19 protein-coding genes and 1 pseudogene are annotated in these 18,869 nt (G+C 71.4%); 11 read left to right on the forward strand and 9 right to left on the reverse strand.

The features are described from left to right. Nucleotides 1-1,559, reverse strand: a 1,559-nt coding sequence (locus tag E1267_RS33715) for an MMPL family transporter (RefSeq protein ID WP_165959950.1), incomplete at its 3' end; no start/stop codon positions are given. Nucleotides 1,560-1,742: 183 nt separating this feature from the next. Here E1267_RS33715 and E1267_RS33720 point away from each other — a divergent pair. Further along, entirely contained in the window at nt 1,743-2,999 is a 1,257-nt protein-coding gene (locus E1267_RS33720) for an MFS transporter (protein ID WP_132338664.1), read from the forward strand. 141 nt (nt 3,000-3,140) lie between these two features. Here the strand turns inward: E1267_RS33720 and E1267_RS33725 are convergent, their stop codons facing one another. Next, nucleotides 3,141-4,331 (reverse strand): NAD(P)/FAD-dependent oxidoreductase, encoded by a 1,191-nt coding sequence (locus tag E1267_RS33725; RefSeq protein ID WP_132338666.1) that lies wholly within the window; start codon nt 4,329-4,331, stop codon nt 3,141-3,143. Nucleotides 4,332-4,369: 38 nt separating this feature from the next. Further along, on the reverse strand, nt 4,370-5,044 hold the full coding sequence (locus E1267_RS33730; protein WP_132338668.1) for a hypothetical protein: 675 nt from the start codon (nt 5,042-5,044) through the stop codon (nt 4,370-4,372). A gap of 35 nt (nt 5,045-5,079) precedes the next feature. On the opposite strand from E1267_RS33730, the gene E1267_RS33735 reads away from it, so the two are divergent. The 7 genes from E1267_RS33735 (at nt 5,080) to E1267_RS33765 (ending at nt 11,651) form a co-directional block, all read left to right on the forward strand. Then, nucleotides 5,080-5,709, forward strand: a complete 630-nt coding sequence (locus tag E1267_RS33735; protein ID WP_132338670.1) for an IclR family transcriptional regulator — start codon at nt 5,080-5,082, stop codon at nt 5,707-5,709. 78 nt (nt 5,710-5,787) lie between these two features. Next, the gene (locus E1267_RS33740; protein ID WP_132338672.1) at nt 5,788-6,957 is read left to right on the forward strand and encodes a homogentisate 1,2-dioxygenase; all 1,170 of its coding nucleotides are present in this window, start codon (nt 5,788-5,790) and stop codon (nt 6,955-6,957) included. Continuing rightward, entirely contained in the window at nt 6,954-7,721 is a 768-nt protein-coding gene (locus tag E1267_RS33745; protein ID WP_165959951.1) for a hypothetical protein, read from the forward strand. Before E1267_RS33740 ends, E1267_RS33745 begins: the two co-directional genes overlap by 4 nt. After that, nucleotides 7,718-8,821 carry a fumarylacetoacetase gene (gene fahA, locus E1267_RS33750; RefSeq protein WP_132338676.1) on the forward strand — a complete coding sequence of 368 codons (1,104 nt, stop codon included), beginning with the start codon at nt 7,718-7,720 and terminating at the stop codon, nt 8,819-8,821. The genes E1267_RS33745 and fahA overlap by 4 nt, the downstream gene beginning before the upstream one ends. 76 nt (nt 8,822-8,897) lie before the next feature. Continuing rightward, nucleotides 8,898-10,061: a L,D-transpeptidase gene (locus E1267_RS33755; protein WP_132338678.1), complete on the forward strand. Its 1,164-nt coding sequence runs from the start codon at nt 8,898-8,900 to the stop codon at nt 10,059-10,061. 78 nt (nt 10,062-10,139) lie between these two features. Then, nucleotides 10,140-10,571 carry an NfeD family protein gene (locus tag E1267_RS33760; protein ID WP_132338680.1) on the forward strand — a complete coding sequence of 144 codons (432 nt, stop codon included), beginning with the start codon at nt 10,140-10,142 and terminating at the stop codon, nt 10,569-10,571. 3 nt (nt 10,572-10,574) lie between these two features. Continuing rightward, the gene (locus E1267_RS33765; RefSeq protein WP_132338682.1) at nt 10,575-11,651 is read left to right on the forward strand and encodes an SPFH domain-containing protein; all 1,077 of its coding nucleotides are present in this window, start codon (nt 10,575-10,577) and stop codon (nt 11,649-11,651) included. 66 nt (nt 11,652-11,717) lie between these two features. Here the strand turns inward: E1267_RS33765 and E1267_RS44850 are convergent, their stop codons facing one another. The 4 genes from E1267_RS44850 to E1267_RS33780 are packed head-to-tail and all read right to left on the reverse strand — an operon-like array spanning nt 11,718 to nt 14,287. Further along, on the reverse strand, nt 11,718-11,879 hold the full coding sequence (locus E1267_RS44850) for a hypothetical protein (protein ID WP_165959952.1): 162 nt from the start codon (nt 11,877-11,879) through the stop codon (nt 11,718-11,720). A 45-nt stretch (nt 11,880-11,924) separates the two neighbouring features. Further along, complete coding sequence (locus E1267_RS33770) at nt 11,925-12,500, reverse strand: hypothetical protein (protein ID WP_132338684.1); 576 nt, start codon at nt 12,498-12,500, stop codon at nt 11,925-11,927. Beyond that, nucleotides 12,497-13,087, reverse strand: coding sequence for an RNA polymerase sigma factor (locus E1267_RS33775; RefSeq protein WP_220449801.1), 591 nt, complete (start codon nt 13,085-13,087; stop codon nt 12,497-12,499). Before E1267_RS33775 ends, E1267_RS33770 begins: the two co-directional genes overlap by 4 nt. Before the next feature lie 6 nt (nt 13,088-13,093). Continuing rightward, nucleotides 13,094-14,287, reverse strand: coding sequence for a Gfo/Idh/MocA family protein (locus tag E1267_RS33780; RefSeq protein ID WP_132338688.1), 1,194 nt, complete (start codon nt 14,285-14,287; stop codon nt 13,094-13,096). Between the two features lie 159 nt (nt 14,288-14,446). Between E1267_RS33780 and tdh the strand changes: the two genes are divergently transcribed. From tdh to E1267_RS33795, 3 genes are all read left to right on the forward strand, one after another. Further along, nucleotides 14,447-15,514 (forward strand): L-threonine 3-dehydrogenase, encoded by a 1,068-nt coding sequence (gene tdh, locus E1267_RS33785; RefSeq protein ID WP_132338690.1) that lies wholly within the window; start codon nt 14,447-14,449, stop codon nt 15,512-15,514. Then, entirely contained in the window at nt 15,514-16,683 is a 1,170-nt protein-coding gene (locus E1267_RS33790) for a glycine C-acetyltransferase (RefSeq protein WP_132338692.1), read from the forward strand. Before tdh ends, E1267_RS33790 begins: the two co-directional genes overlap by 1 nt. A gap of 66 nt (nt 16,684-16,749) precedes the next feature. After that, nucleotides 16,750-17,667: a LysR family transcriptional regulator gene (locus tag E1267_RS33795; RefSeq protein ID WP_132338694.1), complete on the forward strand. Its 918-nt coding sequence runs from the start codon at nt 16,750-16,752 to the stop codon at nt 17,665-17,667. 35 nt (nt 17,668-17,702) lie between these two features. On the opposite strand, the gene E1267_RS46825 is transcribed toward E1267_RS33795, so the two are convergent. After that, complete coding sequence (locus E1267_RS46825; protein ID WP_132338696.1) at nt 17,703-17,978, reverse strand: hypothetical protein; 276 nt, start codon at nt 17,976-17,978, stop codon at nt 17,703-17,705. A gap of 96 nt (nt 17,979-18,074) precedes the next feature. Beyond that, nucleotides 18,075-18,869 (reverse strand): annotated as a pseudogene (locus E1267_RS33805) (ABC transporter); the annotation flags it as partial.

Here is an 18,869-nt window from a genome sequence, read left to right on the forward strand (position 1 = left end):
CTCGTGGAGGCGTCCAACAGGTCCGTACGCGCGGCCGCTGCGCCGCCGGCCACCACCTCGCGCACCTTCGGCCCGGGATCCACCGACCTGATGGAGGCGACGAGTTCCCCGGCGGCGGCGGACATGGGGTCGAGCGCGTGGTGGACGGACAGGCGGACCGCGCCGTGCTCCTGGGAGAGCCCGGCCACGGTGACCCCGGTGACGTGCGGCAGCCGTTCGAGACGGTCGGCGAAGGAGCGTACGTCGGAGGCGGTCACGCGCGTGACGGCGCTGATCGGCGTGTGTCCCTGGCCGAGCGGCCCGGGTCTGCGGGCCGTGCCGGCGAAGGAGCGCTCGACGAGGATGTGCACGTCGACCGCTTCGAGCGGGTTCCCAGGGAAGCCCCGCCCGACGATCTCGGCGACCCTGCGGCTCTCCGCCCCGGCGGGCAGCGCACGACGGCCCGCCCCGCCCAGCTCGACCTGTACGTACGGCACCGTCAGCGCCGCGAGCACGACGACCGTCGCGACGAGGTGCGGCAGGAACGGGCGTGGCCGCCACCGGAGCCCGGGGACCACGCGCAGCCCGGCCACACCCGGGCCCGGCACGCCCAGCAGGGCGGCGGGCACGACCAGCGCGACGCCGGTGGCGAGGAGCGCCACGGCCGCCGCCACGGGTCCGAGCACGCTCAGGGACGCCTCCGGGAACAGCAGCAACCCCAGCAGGGCCACGGCCAGCGCCGTCCCCGACAACGCCACGACGCCTCCGGCGCCGCCCAGGGCCCGTTCACGGGACGCCTCACCGCCGAACGCGCCGGTGACCCGCTCGCCCGGCGCCTCATCGTCGAGCGCGTCGACCGCCCTGACCACGAACACCGAGTACCCGGCGGCCAGCCCGAACGCGAGCACCGCGGCGGCGTACAGCGTGGTGATGGAGACCTCGGCCACCTCGGTGAACAGCCGCAGCAGCCCGATCGTGCCGGCGACGGCGGCCAGTCCCGCGAGCACCGGCACCGCGGCGGCCACCAGGCTCCCCGACACCAGGACGAGCAGGGCGAGCAGCACGGGCGCCGCGACGGCCGCGGCGCGCGCCAGGTCGGCGGCGGCCTGCGCGTTGCGCTCGGCCAGCAGCGGCACCGGCCCGCCGACCCCGGCGTACAGGTTCTCGACGTCCCTGAGCCGGTCCGCGACGGCCGCGTAGTGCTCCTGCTCGTCGCCGTCCCGGAGGGTGACCAGCGCGTACGTCGCGTGCCCGTCGCCCGACACCATCGACGCCGACCCGGTCGTCCAGTACGTGGCCAGCCCGCTCACGTGCTCCGCCGGCAGCCGCCGCAGCGAGTCGTGCACCGCCTTCCTGTACCGGGGGTCGCGCACCTTGACCGACGGGTGCCGGTAGAGGACCACCACGTCGTGAGCGTCGTACCACTCCTCGCTCCAGCGCGCGGCGGTCGCCGAGCCGGACCGCGGGTCCTCGGCGCCGCCCGTCATCCGCCCGAACAGCTCCAGCCCCAGCGGCGCGGCGAGTACGGCCCCCACGAGAGCCGGCACCAGCAGCACCCGGGCGATCCCCGTGTACCGCATGGCCCCGACCCCCTCGCCGACTTCAGGGACCTAGCAAATTACGGGACGGGCAGGCACGAGTCTTGCCCGCCACCGGCACATTCCGAAGGCCGCTCTTGTCACCGGCGTGACAAGAAATATTCGCGCGACAACGGCACAACGGCCCAGGAGAATGGTGGAGTTTGACCTTTGCTGGGGGCCGCGGTGCACAGTTACCTAGGCGATCTCGGGCTGCTCCGGGATCGCAGGTTCGCGTTGTTGTTGTCGGCGCGGACGATCTCCATGCTGGGCAGCGCGTTCGCGCCCGTGGCCCTGGCGTTCGGCGTGCTCAACCTGCCCGGCGCCACCGCCTCCACCCTGTCGGTCGTGTTGACCGCCGAGGCGCTGCCGATGGTCGTGTTCACCCTGGTCGGCGGCGTGATCGCGGACCGGCTGCCGCGGCATCGGGTGCTGATGGCCGCCGAGTTCCTGATGGCGGCGGGATTCTTCGCGCTGGCGGTGATGATGCTCACCGGCTGGACACCGCTGCCCGCGCTGAGCGCGGCGGCGGCCCTCAGCGGCGTGGCGACGGCGGTGGCGTTCCCCGCGCTGACCGGCATCATCCCCGAGGTGGTGCCCGAGGACCGTCTGCAGACCGGCAACGCGCTGCTCGGCCTCGGCATGAACGTCTCCCGCGTGGCGGGGGCCGTGCTGGGCGGCGGCACGGTGGTGCTGTTCGGCGGCGGCTGGGCGCTGGCGGTGAGCGGAGCGATGTTCGCGGTGGCGGGCGTGATGGTGGCGCTGCTGCGCATGAAACCGGGCGAGCGGCCGGGAGGTGAGCGCCATTCGGTGCTGACCGACCTGCGTGACGGGTGGCGGGAGTTCAGCTCGCGGCAGTGGATCTGGGTGGTGGTCGCGCAGTTCTCGCTGATGGTCATGGCCATCCAGGCCTCGCACGGGGTGCTGGGGCCGCTGCTGGCGAAGGAGAGCCTGGGCGGTCCCGCGGCGTGGTCGTCGTTCCTGGCGGGCGAGGCCGTGGGGACGATCGCCGGGGTGCTGGTGTCGCTGCGGCTGCGGCCGAAGCGGCCGATCCTGGTGGCCGTGCTGTTCTGCCTGCCGGGCGCGCTGCCGACCGCGCTGCTCGGGCTCGACGCCCCGCTCTGGAGCATCGTGGCGGGGGCGTTCGTGCTCGGCGTCTGCTTCGACGTGTTCGGCGTGTTGTGGATGACCACGATGCAGCGCGAGATCCCGGCCGAGTCGCTGTCGCGGGTCAGCTCGTACGACATGCTCGGCTCGCTGATGTTCGGGCCGATCGGCCTGCTGCTGGCGGGGCCGGCGGCGAGCGTGTTCGGCATCGAGGCGGCGTTGCTGGGATGCGCGGGCATCGTCGTGCTGTCCACGCTGGCCTCGCTGCTCTCCCCCGGGGTGCGCAATCTGCGCGCCCCTGAGCCGAAGGCGCCGCTGGAGCCCGCCTCGCCGTGACCGGAGCGGGAGGGGAAGCGGGCTGGTGGGTGATGGCGCTCACGGCGGGCTCCTGTCCGTACGTGGTGACCTCTGAGGTCTCCTCCGTGAGCCCTGCCGCGCTCATGCCCGCGCTCCCCCGAATGCCGGGTGGTGCCAGCCCTACAGGACCTGTCCGCTGGTCCTCAGCCCGCGCGACGGGATCCGCTCGTGCAGCCCGAAACGCGGCTCGGGCGCGTGGTCGCCGTCGAGCAGCCCCGCCACGTAGCCGGCCAGCGCGGGCCCGTGCTTGAACCCGTGCCCCGAGTCCCCTCCGAACAGCCACACGCCCGGCGACACCTCGTGGATGATCCACTCCGCGTCCGGGGTGAGCGCGTACTGGCACACTTGGCTGAACAGCACCGGCGCGCGCTCCAGCGAGGGGAACCTGCGCCGCAGGTAGGCGCGCGCCCGCTCGACGGCGACCGCGTCCACCTCCCGCGAGCCGTGTTCGGGCTCGTACGGCTCCCCTTCGACGTCGGAGGTGGCTTTCATCCCCACCCCGTCCACGTCGCCGTGCCCGTAGGCGGAGGCCCCGTGGTCCACCCAGGCCGGCGTCTCGGGCACGGACCACGCGGACGGCGCCGCGAAGTGCAGCGTGTCCTGCTTCGTCACGGCGATCGGCACGTCGTCGAAGAGCGCGGGCAACCACGCGCCGCACGCCCACACCACCCGGTCGGCGTGCCGCACCTCACCGTCGATCTCGACGGCGCTCGCGTACGGCGCCGCGCCGCCCACAGCGCCGCCCACAGCGCCGCCCACAGCGCCGCCCGCCGTGTCTCCCGCCGTGTCTCCCGACACGGGTAGTGCCCGCGCCCTGACCAGCCGGGCTCCGGACGCCACCGCCAGGGCGGCGGTCACCTGGGTCGCCCGCCTGGCCCTGACCACGCCGGCGTGCGGCTCCCAGAGCAGGAAGCGCAGGTCGTCGGTGCGCAGGCCGGGGAAGAACCGGCCGCCGTCGGACGGGTCCAGCACCTCACACGGTATGTCCAGATTTTTCAGGACCTGGGCGCTCTTGTGCTCCCACCCGTCCGGCGTCCTGGCGAACCACACCATGCCCGCCTCGTGGTACAGCTCCTCGCCGGCCCGCTCCTCCAGCCTGCGCCAGCCGTCCCTCGCCTGCCAGGCGAGCCGGGTATACCAGTCGTCGTCGCCGTGCGAGCAGCGCAAAAGCCGGGTCTCCCCGGCGCTGGACTGCCGGACGTGGCCCGGCCTGTGCTGCTCGACGAGCGTCACCTGCCAGCCGGTATCGGCCAGCCGCAGCGCGAGCGATGACCCCCATATGCCTGCTCCGACCACAATGACCGATTTCATGACACCAGGTGACCTCAAAAGGCAGGCGCCCGCAAGACTCAGCCGACGATGATCCGTACCACCACGCCGGCGCAGTTGCCCGCCACGCAGATCCGCACCGGGACCTCGGAGACGCCCGGAGCCGCGGGGACACCGCCCACGTGACCGTCGGGCCCGATGCTCACGCCCGCCGGCACCGCCGCCTGGTCGGTCACCGTGAACGTCGGGAGCACGCCGGCCGGGCCGCCCTCGACGCCGATCCCGCCGTCGAGCGGGACGCCCACCCGGCCGGGGAAGGTCAGCTCGCGCGGCTCCCACGGCACGTAGCCGAGCACCACGATGGTCAGCTCCCGCTCCTGGCACGACCCGCCCGAGCAGATCCCCACGGGGGCGACGTACGTGCCGGAGCGTCGCGGCGTGCCGTGCAGCAGGCCGCTCCCGTCCACGCGGAGCCCGGGAGCAAGGTCGGCGGGGCGGAAGGTGACGCCCTCGGCGGTGGGCAGCAGACGCCGGCGCACCTCGATGCCCTCGGTGACGTGGAAGGTGTCCTCGACCAGGCCCTCCCCCGCCGCACCCGCGGGGATCCCGCTCGACACGGTCGCCACGGGCTCGGCCGGGGGCGACGCTCCGAAGGCCGAGGCGCACATGATCAGTCCGGCGATCAGCAGCAGCCGCCTGTGCCGCATCCCCACCCCCATGCTCTTCCCCCGGCGTACGTACCCGCGCGGGTTCATGGGCTCACTCCGCGAGGGGCTCGATAATCGGTCGCATGGCCGCTGAATCCGCTCAGACCCTGGAACGCGGGCTGCGCCTGCTCCGCCTGCTCGCCGACGGCAAGGACGGCCGCACGCCGACCGAGCTGAGCACCGAGCTGTCGTTGAGCCGTCCCGTGGTCTACCGGCTGCTGACGACGTTGATGAACGAGGGGTTCGTACGCAGGGACGCCGACGGACGGGTGCACCTGGGGTTCGGGGTGCTGGTGCTGGCCCAGGCCGTGCAGCCGCTGCTGCGGGCGACGGCGATGCCGACGCTGCGGCGGCTGGCCGAGCAGGTGGGCGCGACCGCGCACCTGACCGTGGCGGAGGGCGACGACGGGCTGGCCGTGGCGGTGGTGGAGCCGTCGTGGACCGACATGCACGTGGCCTACCGCGAGGGCTCACGCCATCCGCTGGCCAAAGGCGCGGCGGGGCGGGCGATCCTGGGGCTGCGCGAGGGCCGCGACGACTATTTCGTCACGGAGGGGCAGTTGCAGGAGGGTGCGCGGGGTGTCGCCGCGCCTGTCACCGGGCTGCCCTGGCTTGAGGCTTCGGTGGGGGTCGTGACGTTCGGGCCGCTGGAGGAGTCCACGGGGCCGCGGGTGGTGGCGGCGGCGGCCGAGCTGGCCGCGGCCCTGGGTTGACATCTCCAGACCGATAGCGGACGGTAGTCACGTATAAAGGACACTGCCGTCCGCTTAACGGACACTATGGAGGGGCAGATGCCGTACTACCGTGTCGTGGGGGAGGTGCCGCGCAAGCGGCACGTGCAGTTCAGGCGGCCGGACGGCGGTCTCTACGCGGAGGAGCTCATGGGCGAGGAGGGCTTCTCGTCCGACTCCTCCCTGCTCTACCACCGCCACCTTCCCACCGCGATCGTCAAGGCCGAGGCGGTCACCCCCACGGTCGGCGCACGTCTCGAGGCCAACCTGCCCCTCTCGCCCCGCCACTTCCGCACGCAGGAGCTGTCCAGCGCGGGCGACCTCGTCACGGGCCGCATGCTGCTGGCCGGCAACGGCGACGTCCGGCTGTCGTACGCCGTCAGCGACCGGCCCAGCGAGCTCTACCGCGACTCCATGGGCGACGAGTGCGTCTACGTCCAGCGCGGCACCGTGCGCTTCGAGTCGGCGTACGGCGTCATCGAGGCCGGCGAGGGCGACTACGTCGTCATCCCGACCGGCACCATCCACCGCTGGGTCCCCGACGGCCAGGTCAGCGTGCTGGTCATCGAGGCGGGCGGGCACATCAGGCCGCCCAAGCGCTACCTGTCGCAGCACGGGCAGTTCCTGGAGCACGCGCCCTACTGCGAGCGCGACCTGCGGGCGCCCGCCGAGCCGTTCGTCGTGGAGGGCGAGGAGGTGCCGGTGCTCGTACGCACGCGCGGCGGGCTGACCAGGCTGGTCTACCGCAACCACCCGTTCGACGTGGTCGGCTGGGACGGCTGCCTCTATCCGTTCGCGTTCAACATCAACGACTTCGAGCCGATCGTGAAGAAGACGCACGCGCCGCCGCCGGTGCACCAGACGTTCGAGGGGCCGGGGTTCGTGGTGTGCTCGTTCTGCCCGCGGCCGCTCGACTACCACCCCGAAGCCGTCCCTATCCCGTACAACCACCACAACGTCGACTCCGACGAGTTCATGTTCTACGCGGGCGGCGACTACTCCGCGCGCAAGGGGTCCGGCATCGACGTCGGCTCGGTCTCCCTGCATCCCGCCGGATTCACGCACGGGCCCCAGCCCGGCGCCGTCGAGGCGGTGATCGAGGCGGTCGGGCGCGGCGTCACGACGACGAGCGAGATGGCCGTGATGGTCGACACGTTCCGCCCGCTGGACCTCGGTCCGGCCGCGCTGTCCTGCGAAGATCCCGCCTACGCCTGGACGTGGGCACGATGAGCATCTACACCGCACTGATCGACGACGCGGGCCTGTTCCCGCCGACGTCGCTGCACATGGACGAGGCCCTGTCCCGCCACCGGCGCGACCTGGAGAGCGGCAGCCCGGTCCTCACCCACCGGTTCCTCTGCCCGGCCAGCCGGCTCGACCGGCTGCGCGCCATGGAGTTCCGCCCGCGGCGGATCGGCCTCATCGCCGACACCGACGAACTGCCCGCCTTCGACGACCTGCCCGTGGACATCGTCGAGGTCCGCGGGCCCGCCGACACCCCGGTCGGCGTGGTGGCGGCCCAGCTGTCCCTGCCGCCGGGAGTGCGGCTGTTCGTCGAGGTACCGCCGCGCAAGGTGACCTTCGAGCCGCCCGCCGGGGTGGGCCTGAAGGTACGCTGCGGCGGCGCGTCCCCCGAGGACTTCCCGGCGGCCGACCACCTCGCGGCGTTCATCAGGTCGTGCGTGGAGCGCGGCATCCCGTTCAAGGCCACGGCCGGGCTGCACCACGCCGTACGCCACTTCGACCCCTCGCTCGGCGTCGACCGGCACGGATTCCTCAACCTGCTGGTGGCGGTCTGCGAGACCGTGGAGGGCCGCGACCCCGCGCCCGCGCTGCGCACCACCGACGTCGGCCAGCTCGTACGCCTGGCGGGCTCCGTCACCGGGGACACCGCGAAGCGCGCCCGCGAACTGCTGGTCAGCTACGGCTCGTGCAGCACCGGCACACCCGTCGAGGACCTGCGCGCACTCGGACTCCTGGAGGTGAACGCATGAGCTGGGGAATCGGCAACCTGCCCTACGGGGTCTTCTCCTGCCCGGGACAGGCGCCCAGGGTCGGCGTACGGTACGGCGACAAGGTGCTCGACCTGGCTCCGGCGCTGCACGACGAGGTGTTCGCCGCTCCCACGCTCAACCCGTTCATGGCGAGGGGCCGTACGGCCTGGCACGACACCAGGACGCTGATCCAGAACAAGCTGACCGGCGACGTCTCGGTGACGGAGGCGCACCTGATCCCGCTGGAGCAGGTGCGGCTGCACCTGCCGTTCGAGGTGGCCGACTACGTCGACTTCTACGCCTCGATCGACCACGCGAGCAACCTCGGCAAGATCCTGCGCCCCGGCGACGAGCCGCTGAAGCCCAACTGGCGGCACCTGCCGGTCGGCTACCACGGCAGGTCGGGCACCGTCGTCGTGTCGGGCACGCCGGTCAGGCGCCCGCACGGCCAGCTCGGCGCGGGCGCGTTCGGGCCGTCCAGGAAGCTCGACATCGAGGCGGAGCTGGGGTTCGTGGTGGGCGTGCCGACCGAGCTCGGCTCGCCCGCGGGGGCGTTCGAGGACCACGTGTTCGGAGTGACGCTGGTCAACGACTGGAGCGCGCGCGACATCCAGGCCTGGGAGTACGTGCCGCTCGGGCCGTTCCTGGGCAAGTCGTTCGCCACGTCGGTCTCGCCTTGGGTCACCCCGCTGGAGGCGCTGCCCAGGATCCCCGGCCGCGCCCAGGACCCCGAGCCCGCCGCCTACCTGCGCAGGCAGGGCGACTGGGGGCTGGACATCGCGCTGGAGATCCTGATCAACGGCGAGATCGTGTCGCGGCCGCCGTACGCGGCGATGTACTGGACGCCCGACCAGATGCTCGCGCACATGACGGTGAACGGCGCCTCACTGCGCACCGGGGACCTGTTCGCCAGCGGCACAATCTCGGGGCCCGAACGCGGGGAGCAGGGCTCGCTCGTCGAGCTGACCTGGAACGGCACCGACCCGATCAAGCTGACCAGCGGCGAGACGCGCACATTCCTTCAGGACGGCGACACCGTGACCATCCGCGCGACGGCCGGCGACCTGACGTTGGGGGAGGTTTCCGGAACCGTCCGATAAGTCACTCCGCGTGCTTGCATGCTGACACACCGCTACTCTAGGGATCCCCCTCCATCCCTCGGAAAGCAGGAGTGACATGCGGCGTGCCGTGGTGATCGTTGTCGCCTTCCTCCTGGTCTGCGGCTGCGCGTCGTTCCCGGCCGAGACCTCGCCCGCCGCCCCCGTCGTGCGCGTGTGGCCGCCCTTCGACGCCAAGCGCGCCCGCACCGACCGCGGCCTGGTGATCAAGGCGCAGGGGGGCACGCTCGCCCAGGTCACGGTCCGCGAACGCGGCGAGCCCGTGCCGGGCGCGCTCGACCGGTCGCGCTCGGTGTGGCGCTCCGACTGGGCGCTCAAGCCCGCGGCCGAATACACGGTGAGCGCCACAGCCACGGTCGCCGGCGGTCCCGCGACGGTGACGCTCGGCCGCATCCGCACCCGCGCGGCCCGGCGTACGTTCCAGGTGGCCGCCACCGCCCCGCTGCCCGGCGAGACGGTCGGCACCGGCATGCCGATCATCATCGACTTTGACACGCCCGTCGAGGACCGGGCGGCCGTCGAACGCGCCCTCGAGGTCACGGCCGAGCATCCGGCCGAAGGCGCGTGGCGGTGGACCAGCGACACGCGGGTGGTCTACCGGCCCAGGGAATTTTGGGCGCCCCGCCAGCAGGTCACCGTCACGGCGCACCTGGCGGGGGTGCGCGCCGCGAGCGGCCTCGTCGGAGCCGTCGACTCGACGTTCGTCTTCACCGTGGGCCGCTCCCAGACCAGCACGATCGACGCCAGGACCCACCAGATGGTCGTGCGCCGCGACGACCGGATCGTGCAGCGCATGGCCATCAGCGCGGGCATGGCCACCACCCCCGAATACACCACGACCAGCGGCATCCACCTGACCATGGACAAAGGCCATCCGGTCCGCATGGTCTCACCGGGCCGCAGCGAGGGCGACCCCGGCTTTTACGACATGATGATCGAGCATGCCGTACGCATTTCCGACAGCGGCGAATACGTGCACGCCAAGGACAACCTCTGGGCCCAGGGCCGGCAAAACGTCAGTCACGGTTGCATCAATTCCCGGCCGGACCAAGCCGAGTGGTTCTACACCACCACGCTGCGCGGCGATCCTGTCGTCATCACCGGCACCAACCGCACCCTCGAATGGGACAACGGGTGGGGTTTCTGGCAGCTCCCGTGGGAGAAATGGCGGCAGGGAAGCGCCCGTCCCAAAAAACGCGCGGCAGACACATGGGTGCCGTAAGGGTGAATCCAGGACTACCTTAGAGCAAGGGGAACAACCCGCCGGTGCAGGCCCGTTGTCCTAGTAGGAGGGCCGGACATGGATGAATGGATCATCTGGGTAATCCTCGCTGTCGTCCTCGGCGTGGCCGAAATATTCACCCTTACGGCCTCGCTCGGGCTTCTGGGCGCGGCCGCTCTCCTCACCGCCGCCACCGCGGCGCTGGGCTTGCCCGTTCCCCTGCAGTTAATGTTCTTCGCCGCCTCGTCCGCCGCCGGTCTGCTGGTGCTTCGGCCCATCGCGATGCGCCACATGAAGCAGCCGCCGCTGCCACGCTTCGGGGTGGAAGCACTCGTCGGCAAGCCCGCCTACGTGATCTCGGAGGTGACGGGCCACGACGGCCGCGTGCGCATCGGGGGTGAGGAGTGGTCAGCGCGCGCGTACGACGAAAGCCTGGTGATCCCCACGGGGGCGACCGTCGACATCATAGAGATCGAAGGGGCGACAGCCCTCGTCTATCCCCGGGAGTGACTTATGGATCCGCTCTTGCTGGTCGGAATCTTCCTCATACTTTTCGCGGTGTTCACCGTACTCAAAGCAGTGCGGATCATCCCGCAGGCGCGGGCGCGCAACGTGGAGCGGCTCGGCCGCTACCACCGCACGCTCAAGCCCGGACTCAACTTCGTCATCCCCTACATCGACCGCGTCTACCCCATGATCGACCTACGTGAGCAGGTCGTCTCCTTCCGTCCCCAGCCCGTCATCACCGAGGACAACCTGGTCGTCGAGATCGACACCGTGCTCTACTTCCAGGTCACCGACCCGCGCGCGGCGGCGTACGAGATCGCCAACTACATCCAGGCCGTCGAGCAGCTCACCGTGACGACGCTGCGTAACGTCGTCGGCTCCATGGACCTGGAGAAGACCCTGACCTCCCGCGACACCATCAACAGCCAGTTGCGCGGCGTGCTCGACGAGGCCACCGGCAAGTGGGGGCTGCGCGTCAACCGCGTCGAGATCAAGGCCATCGACCCGCCGAAGACCATCAAGGACGCGATGGAGAAGCAGATGCGGGCCGAGCGCGACAAGCGCGCCGCCATCCTCAACGCCGAAGGTCAGCGGCAGTCGCAGATCCTCACCGCCGAAGGTGAGAAGCAGAGCCGCGTCCTGCGCGCCGAGGGCCAGCGGGCAGCCGCCATCCTGGAGGCCGAGGGCCAGTCACGGGCCATCGACCAGGTCTTCCAGGCCGTCCACCGCAACGACCCCGACCCCAAGCTGCTCGCCTACCAGTACCTCCAGGTGCTGCCGCAGCTCGCGCAGGGCGACGGCAACACGTTCTGGGTGATTCCGAGCGAGGTCACCTCGGCGCTGCAGGGAGTGTCGAAGGCATTCACGGAGGCGCTGCCGCCATCGGCGGCCACCCGCGAGGACATGCCGGAGAGCTCGGCCGCCGAGGAGGAGGCCGCCAAGGCCGCGGAGGCGGCGGCCGAGGCCGTGGCCGACGCGCAGGAGGCCGAGAGCCCGAAGGGGCCGCGCCAGCTCACCAAGGGCGTCCAGGAGCCTGCCGCGTTCCCTGACCTGGACAGGAAGCCCACCGAGGCCGAGCGCTGAGCCTCACAGAGCGTTTCCGGGGCGGCCGGCAGGTCGGTTGAGGAGCAGGAGGCCGGCCGCCCCGGCTCAGGAGGCGATCTCGAAGATGGCGGCCACCTGGGTCTCCCGATGAGCGTCACGGGCCCGGCAGGCCAGCTTGACCGCCGCGTCGGCGATGACGATGTCGCGGTTGACCGGGGCGATGTCGTCACCCATCTTGGTGCGCAGCCACTCCGAGATCTCGGCCAACGCATGACGAAGCATTCGTGTGGCGGGCGCCGGAGTCCTCGCAGATCAGTGCGACAGAGGCGCGTCCGTCGTGTCCACGAGTTCGCACTCGGCGATGGGGTTCTGGCCCACGCGGGCCCAGATCCCCGCGATGACACCGCCGTTGTTCTCGGAGACGCTGAACTCCAGCACCCCCGTCTGTCCCTCACCGATCACGCGCGGATCGATGGTGAACCGCCCAGGCTCGGGCGACGGGAACACCGCGAGCCGTCCTTCCTCCGTGCCCAGGAAGTGGCTGCTGCGGGGTTGCGGGCTGCACTTCTTGCCCATGGGGATGTAGTTCACCACTACCTCGGCCCCCGCGGCCCGCAGGTCCTCCTGGAGCTGCTCGGGGTCCTGGACCTCGTTGACGGTGATGTCGATGAGGCCGTCGGGGCGCTTCTCCACCGCGTACGCGGGGGTTCCGCCGAAGACCAGCGGCACGGCCACCGCGGCGGCGACCGCGAGGCCCAGGACGGGTGCCAGCACGGCGAGGCGCGGGGCCCGCCGCTTCGCGGGCCGCTTGTCGATCTCGGTCATGACGAACTCCTTGAGCAGTCGGTGACGGCCCTCGGGAAGTTCACGTTCGGTCGGCCAGTTCATCGGGTCTCCCACGTCTGACGAGGGCCACGGTCACCTGTTACCTGTCGATCCGGCGGCGGGGGTTCCACCGCGGCGGCGAGTTTCCCGCGCGCCCGTGACAGCCTCGACTTCACCGTTCCGACCGGGACGCCCAGCGCCTCGGCCGCCTGGGCGTGGTCGAGGCCCGCCCAGACGCACAACGCGAACACGTCCTGCTCCCGGCGGCGCAGCCGGCCGTATGCCGCACGCACCGCGGCCAGCCTTTCCGTGTCCTCGATCCGGCCCACCACCTCGTCGGCGAAGTCGGGCACCGCCTCGCCTCTGGGCAGCCTGGCCAGCGCGTCGTCGTGCCTGCGGGCGGCCCTGCGCATGTTGCGGGTCACGTTGGTGGCGATGCCGAGGAGCCACGGCCGCAGGGAGCCGCCGTCGGGGTCGATGCGGCCGCGTAACCGCCAGGCTTCGAGGAACGTCAGCGCCGTCACGTCCTCGGCCGTGGACCAGTTGGCGGTCAGGCGGAAGGCATGGTTGTACACGGCCTTGGAGCACTCGTCGAAGAGCTCACCGAAAGCCGCCCTGTCTCCATCCCGGATCCGGGTGCGTATATCCACATATATCTACTGTCCGCCCGCAGGCCCCGGTTCCACCTGCCCCCGGTCGAAGTACGCGGCCAACCCGGGGTCGAGATCCGGCACGTCGTACGGCATGCCGCCGTTGCGCAGCGACATCGTCGCCATGTAACCGGCCGCCACGCTCATCCGCGCCGCCACCGGCGAGGTGTCCGTCACGCCGCCATCCCTGACGAACCTGAGGAACTCCGTCACGATCTCGGGGTCCGCGCCGCCGTGCGAGCCGTGAGCGGCGGGCACCTTGTACGTGATGTCGGCGTCGTCCCGGTAGCCCGTGGGCCCCGTGTTCCACACCTTGACCGTGTCGCCAGGGCCGTCGCCGAAGTTCTCCAGGCGGCCCTCGGTGCCGATGACCGTGTAGTTGCGAACGTAGTCGGGTGTGAAGTGGCACTGCTGGTAGGCGGCGATGACGCCGTTGTCGAGGCGCATGTTCATCACGGAGACGTCCTCGACGTCCACGACGTGATGCAGGTCCCGATGCCCGGACGGTGGCCAGGTGTAGTCCTGGAGCCAGCCGTCCGGCCGTGGCGTGCCGGGATCGCGCCGCGGCAGATCGCCGTAGAGCATCAGGTCGCCGAACGCGTTGACCCTGGTGGTGTAGCCGCCCGCCAGCCAGTGGATCACGTCGAGGTCGTGCGCCGCCTTCTGCAGCAGCAGCCCGGTGGTCCTGGCGCGGTCGGCGTGCCAGTCCTTGAAGTAGTAGTCGCCGCCGTAGGAGACGAAGTGGCGCACCCAGACGGTCTTCGGCTCGCCGATGACGCCCTTGCGGATGATGTCGCGCATCAGGCGGACCACGCCCATGTGGCGCATGTTGTGGCCGACGTACAGGCGGGTGCCGGTGCGCCTGGCGGCGCGCAGGATGCGGTCGGCGCTCTCCACGGTGATGGCCAGCGGCTTTTCGAGGTAGACGGCCTTGCCCGCCTCCAGGCAGTCGATGGCGATCCGCTCGTGGGTGTCGTCGGGGGTCATCACGACGACGGCGTCGAGGTCGTCCCTGCCGAGCAGCTCGCGGTGGTGCTCGGTCAGCAGGTCCGCCTCGAAGCGGCCGGCCTGCCTCTTGAGCACCGCCGGGTCGGAGTCGCACAACGCGGCCACCACCGAGCCCTCGCCGGGGCGGTGCGCCGCCAGGGCGAGGCTCGTGCGCAGGCCGAGCCCGATGACGCCGATACGCAGGTCGTTCACGAAGGTTCCCTTTCGAAGGCGTCGAAATAGTACAGGGCGTCGACTGCCGGGCGGCGGCGTGAAGCTGTGCTGTGGGGGCACTTAAGAAACCTTCGATGGACACGCTCGGAGGGGAACGGGCACAGTGCGTTACTGATGGTCCGACGTTGGGGGACGCGAATGAAGGCGCTGGTCAAGGAGCGGGACGAACCCGGCCTCGCGCTGATGGACGTGCCGGAGCCGGAGGTGGGGCCCGGCGAGGTGAAGATCCGGGTGCTGCGGACCGGGATCTGCGGCACCGACCTGCATATCCGGAAATATGATGATTGGGCGCGGCATATTCTGAAGCCTCCGCTGATCGTGGGTCATGAGTTCTCCGGTCACGTGGTCGAGGTGGCGCCCGACGTCGAGGACATCTCCCCCGGCGACCTCGTCAGCGGCGAAGGACACCTCGTCTGCGGCAAGTGCCGCAACTGCATGGCCGGCCGCAGGCACCTGTGCCGCAACACGATCGGGCTGGGCGTCCACAGGGACGGCGCGTTCGCCGAGTACGTCACCCTGCCCGCCTCCAACGTCTGGGTGCACCGCGTCCCCATCCACCCCGACGTGGCCGCCATCTTCGACCCGTTCGGCAACGCCGTACACACCGCGCTCTCCTTCCCCCTGGTCGGCGAGGACGTGCTGATCACCGGCGCGGGCCCGATCGGGCTCATGGCGGCGGCGGTCGCCACGCACGTCGGCGCGCGCCACGTGGTGATCACCGACGTCAGCGAGGAGCGGCTCGACCTGGCCCGCAAGCTCGGCGTCTCGCTCGCGCTCAACGTCTCCACGTCCCCGATCACCGAGGGCATGCACCGGCTCCACCTGCGCGAGGGCTTCGACGTGGGGCTGGAGATGTCCGGCAACCCGGCGGCGCTGCGCGACATGATCGCCAACATGACCCACGGCGGGAGGATCGCCATGCTGGGGTTGCCCGCCGAGGAGTTCGCCGTCGACTGGGCCACCGTCGTGACCTCCATGATCACGATCAAGGGGGTCTACGGCCGCGAGATGTACGAGACCTGGTACAACATGTCCGTGCTGATGGAGAAGGGCCTCGACCTCTCCCCTGTGATCACCGACCGCTTCCCCTACCACGACTTCGACGCCGCCTTCGACACGGCTGCCAGCGGCCGTACCGGCAAGGTCATCCTCGACTGGAGCGCCACGCCCGCCGAAGCGGCCACGACCACCGACAGGAGCGCCTGATGTTCACGAACGTGCGCGAGCAACTGCGTACGACGCTCGACGAGATCACCGAGGCCGGGCTGTCGAAGCCCGAGCGAGTGATCAGCACCCCGCAGAGCTCCCAGGTGAGCGTGGCCGGCCGCGAGGTGCTGAACTTCTGCGCCAACAACTACCTGGGCCTCGCCGACCACCCCGCGGTGGTCGAGGCCGCCAAGGACGCGCTCGACCGGTGGGGCTTCGGCATGGCGTCCGTACGCTTCATCTGCGGCACCCAGGAAGTGCACAAAGAGCTCGAATCCCGCCTGTCCGACTTCCTCGGCATGGAGGACACCGTCCTCTACAGTTCCTGCTTCGACGCGAACGGCGGCGTCTTCGAGACGCTGCTCGACGGCCAGGACGCGGTGATCTCCGACGCGCTCAACCACGCCAGCATCATCGACGGCATCCGGCTTTCCAAGGCCAAGCGCCACCGGTACGCCAACCGCGACATGGCCGAGCTGGAGGCCAGGTTGAAGGAGGCGTCGGAGGCGCGGCGGCGGTTGATCGTGACCGACGGCGTGTTCTCCATGGACGGATATCTGGCGCCGTTGCGTGAGATCTGCGACCTGGCCGACCGGTACGACGCCATGGTGATGGTCGACGACTCGCACGCCGTGGGCTTCGTCGGGCCGACCGGGCGCGGCACCCCCGAACTGCACGGCGTCACCGACCGGATCGACATCATCACCGGCACGCTGGGCAAGGCGCTCGGCGGCGCCAGCGGCGGCTACGTCTCGGCCCGCAAGGAGATCTGCGAGCTGCTGCGCCAGCGCTCGCGCCCCTACCTGTTCTCCAACTCGCTCGCACCCGTCATCGCCTCCGCCTCGCTGCGCATCCTCGACCTGCTGGAGACCACCAGCGACGCCCGCGAGCGGCTGCGCGCCAACACCGCCCGGTTCCGCAACGGCATGACCAGGGCCGGGTTCGACATCCTGCCCGGCGACCACCCGATCGTCCCCGTCATGATCGGCGACGCCGCCGAGGCGGGCGCCCTGGCCGAGCGCCTGCTCGACCTCGGCATCTACGTGATCGGCTTCTCCTACCCCGTCGTACCGCACGGCCAGGCCAGAATCCGCGTCCAGCTGTCGGCCGCGCACTCGGAGGCGGACGTCGACCGCGCGATCGACGCCTTCACCCAGGCCCGCGCCTGAGCCACGGCCGGTCCGCCTGGACACCTTGCCGTGTGACAGGGCCGGGCGGGTCAGTATTCTCGCTGCGTGATAGACACGCGGCGGCTGCGTACGTTGCGCGCGGTGGCCGACCACGGCACGGTCACCGCCGCGGCGGCGGCGCTGCACCTCACGCCCTCGGCCGTGTCGCAGCAGCTCGCCGCCCTGGAGCACGAGGTGGGCCACCGCCTGCTCACGCGCGACGGGCGCGGCGTGCACCTGACCGCCGTCGGCAAGATCATGCTGGCCCACGCCAACGAGGTCCTCGCCCAGCTCGAACGTGCCGAGGCCGAGGTGGCGGCGTACACCACGGGCGAGGCGGGCGAGGCCACCGTGGCGTGCTTCGCCACCGCGATCAGCGCCGTGCTCGCCCCCTCGATAACGACCCTGCGCGTCTCCGCACCGGGCCTGCGCGTACGCGTACGAGACGCCGAGGGCGACCAGAGCCTGGCCATGCTGCTCGACGGCGAGGCGGACCTGGCGATCGCGGTGGAGTACCGGGACGCGCCCGACGCCTCCGACCGCCGGTTGTCCCGCCTGCCGCTGTACGCCGAGCAGTTCGACCTGGTCCTCCCCCGCGACCATCCCCTGGCGCAGTCGGCCACGCTGGAGTCGCTGGCTTCCGAGACGTGGATCGGTCCTTATCCGGGCAATCCGGTGCACGATGTGATCACGTTCGCCTGCCGGCAGGCGGGCTTCACGCCGGACCTCGCCCACTGCTCCGACGACTTCCGCGCCGTCGTCGCCCTGGTGGGCGCGGGTGCGGGAGTGGCGCTCGTGCCGCGGCTGGCGCTGCGCGACATGGCGCTGCGCGGGGTCGTCGTCCGCCACACGCCGGGGCCGGAGCGCCGCGTCTTCGCCGCCGTACGCCGTGGCGCCGACTCCCATCCCCTCCTGCGCCCGCTCCTGGCGGAGCTCCGTACGATCTCCGGCTCGCTCGACAAGCGCGACAGCACCGGACGTTAGTACGCGGGTCCGCGACCGTCGCACCCGTCGTTCGGTTACGGACGTGCCCTTGCCGAAGCCGGCACGTGGTCGGCCATCGGGTGTTCGCCGGACGAGATCTCCGCCTGGCCGTCGGCTCGCCCTTGGGCGAAGGTGACCATGGTGGCGAGCAGCGCCAGGACGGCCGCGGGAAGGCCGAGCAGGGCGATCGGAAGCCAGCTCGACGCCGGCGCTGCGACCGCGAGCGTCAGCGCGAACACCGTCACCAACTGCCCGGCTGCGGGGATGCCCACGTCGAGGTCGGCGGCGATGGCCGGCAGGAGACCGGCCATGACGAAGGCGTCCGTACCGACGGCCCCTGCGGGCGCCTGCCCTGAACAGACGACGGCCAGGTACGTGACGGCGATGCTCGGGTAGCCGGGCAGCGGTCAGGATCGGGCCAGTTCGAGCGCCTCGGTAAAGCGGGCGTACCGGTCCAGTTCGGCCTCCACCGGGTTCAGCACGAGGTCCTTGCCGACCCGGCCGATGGCCGCGCGCAGGGCCCGGGACGTACGCCGGGCTCTGCGCCGGCCGCCCGCCCACGCCGCCAGCCGGGCCAGCAGCGCGATCAGCACACCCGCGAGCGCGCCTCCCACCAGCAGCACCGTCGGCCACGGCACCACGCCGGCGGTCGGGAGCGGCGGCTGCGGCAGGCGCAGGTAGTCCATCGCGAACAGCACGCCCAGCCACAACGCGCCGGCCGCCATGGTCGCGAACACCAGCCACTGCAGCCCGTTCACCGCCCGCCACCACCGGGGCCGCCTGGTCGCGCCGGCGGACGTCGTGGCGACCGCCCTGTCCACCGCGTCCGCCAGTTCCTGGGAACGCGAGCGGGCCGCGTGCCGCACCGCCGCCGCCCACGGGCCGGGCAGCCCCGACGCGGCCGCCTCGCCGACGTCCCTGATGGCCGTCTCGACCTGAGCCCGCTGTACGGCCGACGCCGCCGGCACCGAGGTACGGCCCACGAGCTCCCGGCCCGGCCCTTCGAGCTGCCCGCCCTTCGGCGCCATGCCGCCGACGTGCAGCCTTCTCAGGGGGTCGGGCCGGAGCCTCCTGAGCCACCTGGTCACCGGCCAACCGGTGGCGACGATCGCCCGGTGCCGGTGCCCCTTGGCCACGGCCTCGACGACCAGCGGCACCCCGGCCGCCTGGGACAACGCCTGGGTGAGCGCCCTGCCCAGCCC

This window comes from Nonomuraea longispora, assembly GCF_004348345.1.
Taxonomy (GTDB): domain Bacteria; phylum Actinomycetota; class Actinomycetes; order Streptosporangiales; family Streptosporangiaceae; genus Nonomuraea; species Nonomuraea longispora.

Bases quoted from the DNA above. Each gene is read 5' to 3' on its own strand.
- E1267_RS33725 (WP_132338666.1), bottom strand. From the start codon at position 4,331: ATGAAATCGGTCATTGTGGTCGGAGCAGGCATATGGGGGTCATCGCTC.
- E1267_RS33730 (WP_132338668.1), bottom strand. From the start codon at position 5,044: ATGAACCCGCGCGGGTACGTACGCCGGGGGAAGAGCATGGGGGTGGGG.
- E1267_RS33735 (WP_132338670.1), top strand. From the start codon at position 5,080: ATGGCCGCTGAATCCGCTCAGACCCTGGAACGCGGGCTGCGCCTGCTC.
- E1267_RS33740 (WP_132338672.1), top strand. From the start codon at position 5,788: ATGCCGTACTACCGTGTCGTGGGGGAGGTGCCGCGCAAGCGGCACGTG.
- E1267_RS33745 (WP_165959951.1), top strand. From the start codon at position 6,954: ATGAGCATCTACACCGCACTGATCGACGACGCGGGCCTGTTCCCGCCG.
- fahA (WP_132338676.1), top strand. From the start codon at position 7,718: ATGAGCTGGGGAATCGGCAACCTGCCCTACGGGGTCTTCTCCTGCCCG.
- E1267_RS33755 (WP_132338678.1), top strand. From the start codon at position 8,898: ATGCGGCGTGCCGTGGTGATCGTTGTCGCCTTCCTCCTGGTCTGCGGC.
- E1267_RS33760 (WP_132338680.1), top strand. From the start codon at position 10,140: ATGGATGAATGGATCATCTGGGTAATCCTCGCTGTCGTCCTCGGCGTG.
- E1267_RS33765 (WP_132338682.1), top strand. From the start codon at position 10,575: ATGGATCCGCTCTTGCTGGTCGGAATCTTCCTCATACTTTTCGCGGTG.
- E1267_RS33770 (WP_132338684.1), bottom strand. From the start codon at position 12,500: ATGAACTGGCCGACCGAACGTGAACTTCCCGAGGGCCGTCACCGACTG.
- tdh (WP_132338690.1), top strand. From the start codon at position 14,447: ATGAAGGCGCTGGTCAAGGAGCGGGACGAACCCGGCCTCGCGCTGATG.
- E1267_RS33790 (WP_132338692.1), top strand. From the start codon at position 15,514: ATGTTCACGAACGTGCGCGAGCAACTGCGTACGACGCTCGACGAGATC.
- E1267_RS46825 (WP_132338696.1), bottom strand. From the start codon at position 17,978: ATGGCCGGTCTCCTGCCGGCCATCGCCGCCGACCTCGACGTGGGCATC.